5 protein-coding genes are annotated in these 6,713 nt (G+C 71.5%); 4 read left to right on the plus strand and 1 reads right to left on the minus strand.

Annotated elements, in window-relative coordinates; genetic code table 11:
• Window positions 1-221 precede the first annotated feature (221 nt).
• The 3 genes from CQ044_RS12325 to CQ044_RS12335 all read left to right on the plus strand — a co-directional run bounded on the left by CQ044_RS12325 (window position 222) and on the right by CQ044_RS12335 (window position 3,050).
• Window positions 222-1,106, plus strand: coding sequence for an ABC transporter ATP-binding protein (locus CQ044_RS12325; protein ID WP_105688744.1), 885 nt, complete (start codon window positions 222-224; stop codon window positions 1,104-1,106).
• Complete coding sequence (locus tag CQ044_RS12330; RefSeq protein ID WP_181158304.1) at window positions 1,103-2,212, plus strand: ABC transporter permease; 1,110 nt, start codon at window positions 1,103-1,105, stop codon at window positions 2,210-2,212. Before CQ044_RS12325 ends, CQ044_RS12330 begins: the two co-directional genes overlap by 4 nt.
• A 253-nt stretch (window positions 2,213-2,465) precedes the next feature.
• Window positions 2,466-3,050, plus strand: coding sequence for a nitroreductase family protein (locus CQ044_RS12335; protein ID WP_105688746.1), 585 nt, complete (start codon window positions 2,466-2,468; stop codon window positions 3,048-3,050).
• A 128-nt stretch (window positions 3,051-3,178) separates the two neighbouring features.
• On the opposite strand, the gene CQ044_RS12340 is transcribed toward CQ044_RS12335, so the two are convergent.
• Window positions 3,179-5,008 (minus strand): glycoside hydrolase family 15 protein, encoded by a 1,830-nt coding sequence (locus tag CQ044_RS12340; RefSeq protein ID WP_105688728.1) that lies wholly within the window; start codon window positions 5,006-5,008, stop codon window positions 3,179-3,181.
• Window positions 5,009-5,181: 173 nt separating this feature from the next.
• Here CQ044_RS12340 and CQ044_RS12345 point away from each other — a divergent pair, with 173 nt between their 5' ends.
• The gene (locus tag CQ044_RS12345; protein WP_105688729.1) at window positions 5,182-6,555 is read left to right on the plus strand and encodes a glucose-6-phosphate dehydrogenase; all 1,374 of its coding nucleotides are present in this window, start codon (window positions 5,182-5,184) and stop codon (window positions 6,553-6,555) included.
• Window positions 6,556-6,713: the final 158 nt, after the last annotated feature.

Raw genomic sequence — 6,713 nt, forward strand, 5'->3', positions numbered from 1 at the left:
CGGGGCGGAGCATGCCGACCTCGGACGGGGCTGAGCGACTCAGTCGGTACGCCCGGCCCTGAGTCCGCGCGGCGCACATCGTCAGGCATGCGCAGACCGCTGCCTTCGATCCATCGCACGAAGGACGCCACCGGATCCGCCGTAGGGGGGATGCCGGGGGCGGCGGCGCTGAATACCGTGGAGCGATGACCACAGTGCTCACCCGCACCACGACCACGGGGCTGCTCGAACTCGAGGGCCTCACCAAGAGCTACGGCACGCGGCGCGTGCTCGACGACGTCTCGTTCCGCGTCGAGCCGGGCCGGCTCACGGGCTTCGTCGGCGGCAACGGCGCCGGCAAGACCACCACGATGCGGATCGTGCTGGGGGTGCTCGGCTCGGACGGCGGCACCGTGCGGCTCGGCGGGCACGACGTCGCGGCGACCGACCGGCGCCACTTCGGGTACATGCCGGAGGAGCGCGGCCTGTACCCCAAGATGAAGGTGCTCGAGCAGGTCGCCTACCTCGCGCGGCTGCACGGGTTCGGCAAGTCCGAGGCGACGGCCCGCGGCGAGGCGCTGCTGGCCGAGCTCGGACTCGGCGAGCGGCTGCACGACACGATCGAGTCGCTCTCCCTCGGCAACCAGCAGCGCGCGCAGATCGCCGCCGCGCTCGTGCACGACCCCGAGGTGCTCATCCTCGACGAGCCGTTCTCCGGACTGGATCCGCTCGCGGTCGACGTCGTCGCCGGCGTGCTGCAGGCGCGCGCCGCGCAGGGTGCCGCGATCCTGTTCTCCTCCCATCAGCTCGACGTCGTCGAGCGGCTCTGCGACGACCTCGTCATCATCGCGGGCGGCACGATCCGCGCCTCCGGCTCCCGCGAGCAGCTGCGCGCGCAGCACTCCGCACCGCGCTACGAGCTGGTCTCCGATGCCGACGCCGGATGGATCCGCTCCGAGCCTGGTATCACGGTCGTCGACTTCGAACGAGGGACCGCGGTCTTCGACGCCGCCACTCCCGAAGACGCGCAGCGGGTGCTGCGCACCGCCCTCGGACACGGCGCCGTGCACTCCTTCGCCCCGCAGCATCCGTCCCTCGCCCAGATCTTCAAGGAGGTCATCCAGTGAGCACCCCGACCACTCAGACCGGCGCGCTCTCCGCGTCGAGCGGGATCTTCCTCGTCGCCGAGCGCGAGATCGCATCCAAGCTGCGCAGCAAGGCGTTCCTGATCTCGACCGGCATCCTGCTGCTCATCGCGCTCGCCGGCGTGCTCATCGGCGGGTTCATGAGCAAGAACACGTCGGAGACGAAGATCGCGGTGACCTCGGAGACCGCCCAGGCCGTGCAGGGCCTGCCTGGGCTCGCACCGACCGAGGTCGCCGACGCGACCGCCGCGGAGAAGCTGGTCCGCGACGGCACGGTCGAGGCGGCGCTCATCCCCGCGTCCGGCGACAGCGCGTTCGGCTACGAGATCGTGGCGCTGAAGAGCCCGCCGAACAGCCTGCAGAGCCTGCTGGCGAAGACGCCGAAGGTCACGATCCTCGAACCGGACACGACCAATCCGCTGCTGCGCTACCTCGTCGCGATCGGCTTCGGCGTCGTCTTCCTGATGGCCGCCTCGACGTTCGGCGCGACCATGGCGCAGAGCGTGGTCGAGGAGAAGTCCACGCGCGTGGTCGAGCTGCTGCTCGCCGCGATCCCCGCCCGCGTGCTGCTGGCGGGCAAGGTCATCGGCAATACTGTGCTCGCGATGGCGCAGATTCTGCTGCTCGCGGCGATCGCCGTGGTCGGGCTCATCGTGACCGGACAGAACGGCGTGCTGCAGGGGCTCGGATCGCCGCTCGTGTGGTTCGCGGTGTTCTTCCTGTTCGGCTTCGTGCTGCTGGCCTCGCTGTTCGCCGCGGCCGCGTCCCTCGTGTCGCGCCAGGAGGACATCGGATCCACGACCATGCCGATCACGATGCTCGTGATGGCGCCGTACATCCTCGTGATCATCTTCAACGACAACCCCGTCGTGATGACGATCCTCTCGTACATCCCGTTCTCGGCCCCGGTCGCGATGCCGGTGCGGCTGTTCGTCGGCGAGGCGCAGTGGTGGGAGCCACTGGCGTCGCTGACGATCCTGCTCGCCGCCTGCGTGGCCGCGATCCTCGTGGCGGCGAAGATCTACGAGAACTCCCTGCTCCGCATGGGGGCGCGCGTGAAGCTGTCCGAGGCGCTCGCCGGACGCTGAGGCGCTCGCGCCGGGCCGGGCCGCGTCCACTGACCGCGAGACTCCATCTCCGCGACGAGACCGCAGTTCAGGAGCGCAGTCTCGTCGCCCAGTTGGAGTCTCGCGGTCAATGGGGAGTCGGATCCGGATCCGGATCCCCCCGGGAAACCTGCGTTCTGGGCGTCAGGAATATTCATACGCATGCATTGTTAGCCTCAGGGTGCGGACGATGGGGTCCGGCAGCAGATCCACCGACCCGAAAGGCCTCATCGCCATGAGCACCCCCGCCTCCGACCGCACCGCTGTCACCGACGCCCCGATCCTCGACATCCTCGCCGAGCGCTGGAGCACCCGCATCTTCGACGCCGCCTCGACCATCGACGAGGAGGCCCTGGCCAGCGCGCTCGAGGCCGCCCGCTGGGCGCCGACCGCCGCCAACACGCAGCCGTGGCGCGTGATCGTGGCCCGCCGCGGATCCGAGGAGCACGCCAAGGTCCTCGGCACCCTCGCCGGCTTCAACAGCGCCTGGGCCGGCGACGCCGCGCTGCTCGTGGTGTTCGTGGCCGAGACCACGCGCGACGGCCAGCCCATGACCTGGGCGCTCTACGACACCGGCCAGGCGGCGGCGCACTTCACCGTGCAGGCGCACGCCAACGGCCTCTCCACCCACCAGATGGGCGGATTCGACCGCGACGCGATCTCCGCCGCGTTCGACCTGAGCGCCGACTTCACCCCGATCTCGGTCATGGCCGTCGGCGAGCTGGGCGACATCCGCACCGCCCCCGAGGAGCTGCAGCAGCGCGAGAACGCCCCGCGCGAGCGCCGCCCGATCGCGGACACCCTCCTGATCAACGCCTGATCGGTTCTCTCTACCTCCGAGTCGTCCCCGCCAGCGCACGCCATAGGCTCCGCTGACGGGGACGACTCGCATGTGGGGAGGGTTCCCCGGCGGGGCGCGGGTGCCCCGGGGAGGCAGCGACGCCCGGGTCAGCGCTTGCGGTGCAGGCCCGCGGCGAGCGCGTCTGCGGCGCGCACGAGCGACAGGTGCGAGAACGCCTGCGGGGTGTTGCCGACGTGCCGGCGCCCCACGGGGTCGTACTCCTCGCTCAGCATGCCGACGTCGTTGCGCATCGCGCACAGCCGGTCCATAAGATCCCGCGCCTCGGCCATGCGACCCGTCACCGCGTACTGCTCCACGAGCCAGAACGAGCACGCGAGGAACGCGTTCTCTCCCCCGGGCAGGCCGTCCACGCCGGTGCCCGTGCGATACCGGTTCACGAGGCCGTCGTGGACCAGCGTCTGCTCGATCCGCTCCACGGTCGCGAGCATGCGCGGGTCGTCGGGAGCGCAGTATCCGGTGCGCGGGATGAGCAGCAGCGCCGCATCGACCTCGTCCGTGCCGCGGTGCTGCACGAAATGTCCGTCGCGCACCCCGTGCTCGTCGATCTCCGTGCGCAGCCGGTCGCGCAGGCCGCGCCAGCGCTCCGCGGGGCCGTGCGCGCCGTCCTCCTCGACCGCGCGCACCCCGCGGTCGAACGCCGCCCACAGCATCACCCGGGAGTGGGTGAAGAACTGCGGATCCCCGCGGATCTCCCACATGCCGTTGTCCGGATGGTCCAGCTGCTTCTCGGCGTGCCGCAGCAGCACCCGCTGCAGCGACCAGGACCGCGCCGACTCGCCGAGGCCCGCCCTCCGGGCGGCGGAGAGCGTCACCATCACCTCGCCGAAGACGTCCGCCTGGAACTGCTCGGCGGCGGCGTTGCCCACCCGCACCGGGGCGGATCCGGCATATCCCGGAAGGGATCGCATCTCGCGTTCGAGCAGATCCCGCTCCCCCGCCAGGCCGTACATGATCTGCAGATCGGCCGGATCCCCGGCCACCGCCCGCAGCAGCCAATCGCGCCACGCGCGCGCCTCGTCCGCGAGGCCGTGCGCGAGCAGCGACTCGAGCGTGAGCGCGGCGTCGCGCAGCCAGACATAGCGGTAGTCCCAGTTGCGCGCGCCGCCGAACTCCTCCGGCAGCGAGGTCGTCGCGGCGGCCGCGATCCCGCCGGTCTCGCGATTGGTGAGCGCGCGCAGGAGCAGCAGCGAACGCCGCACGTCATCCTCGTGCGGACCCTCGTGCGCGATGCCGTCGGCCCAGCCGCTCCACCATTCCCCGGTCGCCCGTTCCGCGGCGTCGACGTCGAGCGCTCCGGGAGCCGGACGGTACGACGGGAACCAGGTGAGCGCGAGGTCCGCGCTCTCGCCCGCAGCCACGTCGACCGTGCCGACGTGGCTGTGCCCGTGCGGCTGCAGTTCGGCGCCGCGCACCACGACGGCGTCGGGGCCGGCGGTCGCGGTGAGCTCGGGCGACTCGGGGCTGCCGGTCTGCCGCACCCACGGCAACGCCCTGGCGTAGTCGAACCGGAGCCGCAGCTCCTGCGCGAAGGACACCCGCCCGCTGATCCCGACGACCCGACGGACGATGTCCGTGCGGTCCGCGCCCAGCCCGGCCTTCGCGCCCTCGAGCGATCCCGGATCCTTCGGCAGCAGGATCGGCATCCACTCGCGCACCTCGGCGACGCCGTCCGCGCTTTCCCACCGGGTCACGAGGCAGAAGGTGTCGCCGTCGTAGCGCCGGGACGCGATCGCTTCGGGATCCGCCGGCCGAAGACTCCAGTGCCCCTGCTCGACGCCGCCGAGCAGCGCACCGAACAGCGACGCGGAATCCAGCCGCGGTGCGCAGAACCAGTCGATGCTGCCCGCCCGCGACACGAGGGCCGCGGTGCGCCCGTCGCTGAGCAGTGCGTAGTCCTCGATCGGAGCGGTCTCCATCCTTCGCAGTCTGGCACGAGCCCCGGCGCACGGCGGAGGGCAACGCCCGCCGGGGAAGGATCCGGCCCCGCCGCCGTCCACGCACCCGCGAAAAGGATCCGCCGCCTCCGTGTCGAGAAGATCCAGGCCCCGTCGCAGCGACAGATCAGGGACGCGGAACGTATCGTGGGCGCATGACCACCCCGACGACGCTGCTCATCCTCGGCGCTTCCGGCGACCTCACCTCCCGTCTCCTCCTGCCCGCGATCGCGCAGCTCCTGAAGCGCCAGCCCGATCGGGCTCTGGTCCTGCACGGCGCCGGATCCGACGACTGGTCCGACGAGCGCTGGCAGGAGGCCGTGCGCACCGCGTTCGCGACCGTCGACGCGACGGACCAGATCCCCCGGATCGCCGGGACGACTTACGCGAAGGCGGATGTCACCGACCGCGACGCGCTCGCGGCGCTCATCGAGGGCGTCGAAGGGTCGCTCGTGATCTACTTCGCCCTTCCGCCCGCCGTCGCGGAGATGGCGTGCGAGAGGCTCGTCGACATCCCGCTGCCCGAGGGCACCGTGCTCGCGCTGGAGAAGCCGTTCGGCAGCGACGAGAAGAGCGCTGCCGCCCTCAACGCGCTGGTCACCCGGATCGTGCCGGAGAACCAGGTCTTCCGCGTCGATCACTTCCTCGGGCGCTCCACGATCCTCAACATCATGGGCGTGCGCTTCGCGAACCGGCTCGTCGAGCCCGTCTGGTCCGCCGACCACGTGCAGTCGGTGCTGGTGCGCTACGACGAGTCGCTCGCACTGGAGAACCGCGCGCGCTACTACGACAAGGCCGGCGCCCTCGTCGACATGATCCAGAGCCACCTGCTGCAGGTGCTCGCGATCCTCGCGATGGAGCAGCCGGCGGATCTGGACGAGATCGACCTGCGCGATGCGATGGCTGCAGCCCTCCGCGCGACCCGCATCCTCGGCGACGACCCCGTCGCCTCGACCCGCCGCGCCCGGTACACGGCGGGCACGAGCGACGACCGCTCCGTGCCGTCGTACGCGGACGAGGAGGGCGTGGATCCGGCCCGCGGCGCCGAGACCCTCGCCGAGATCACGTGCGAGGTCGACACCGCGCGCTGGGCGGGCGTGCCCTTCACGCTGCGCAGCGGAAAGGCCCTGGGCGAGCGCTGCGCGGAGATCGTCGTCACGTTCCGGCCCGTACGGCACATCCCCGGCGGGCTCACGGGGATGCCGACGGACGGCGGCGTGCTGCGATTCTCGCTCGGCCCCGACCGGATCGAACTCGAGCTGAACGTGAACGGCGGCGACGATCCGTTCGCCCTGCGCCGCGACGTCCTGTCCACGGGACTGGGCAAGGGCACGCTGCTGGCCTATACCGAGGTGCTCAGCGAGATCCTCGACGGCGACGTCGCACTGTCCGTCCGCGGCGACGCGGCGGAGCAGTGCTGGCGGATCATCCAGCCCGCGCTCGACGCCTGGCGCTCGGGCGCCGTGCCGATGGAGGAGTATCCGGCCGGATCCACCGGCCCGCAGGAATGGCCGACCTCGCAGCACTAAGCCGGTCCCACCACCACCGTTTGGGGCGCACCCCGCCCGTTTGGGGCGCGCCCGGTCACGAATTCCCGGCGGGACGCGCCCCAAAACGACAGAGCACGCCCCGAGATAAACCGCACCCTCGCGGATCGGGCCCCGGCCGCACCCGGCCCCCGAACCCA

It is taken from the genome of Microbacterium sp. MYb64 (assembly GCF_002979495.1).
Taxonomy (GTDB): domain Bacteria; phylum Actinomycetota; class Actinomycetes; order Actinomycetales; family Microbacteriaceae; genus Microbacterium; species Microbacterium azadirachtae_A.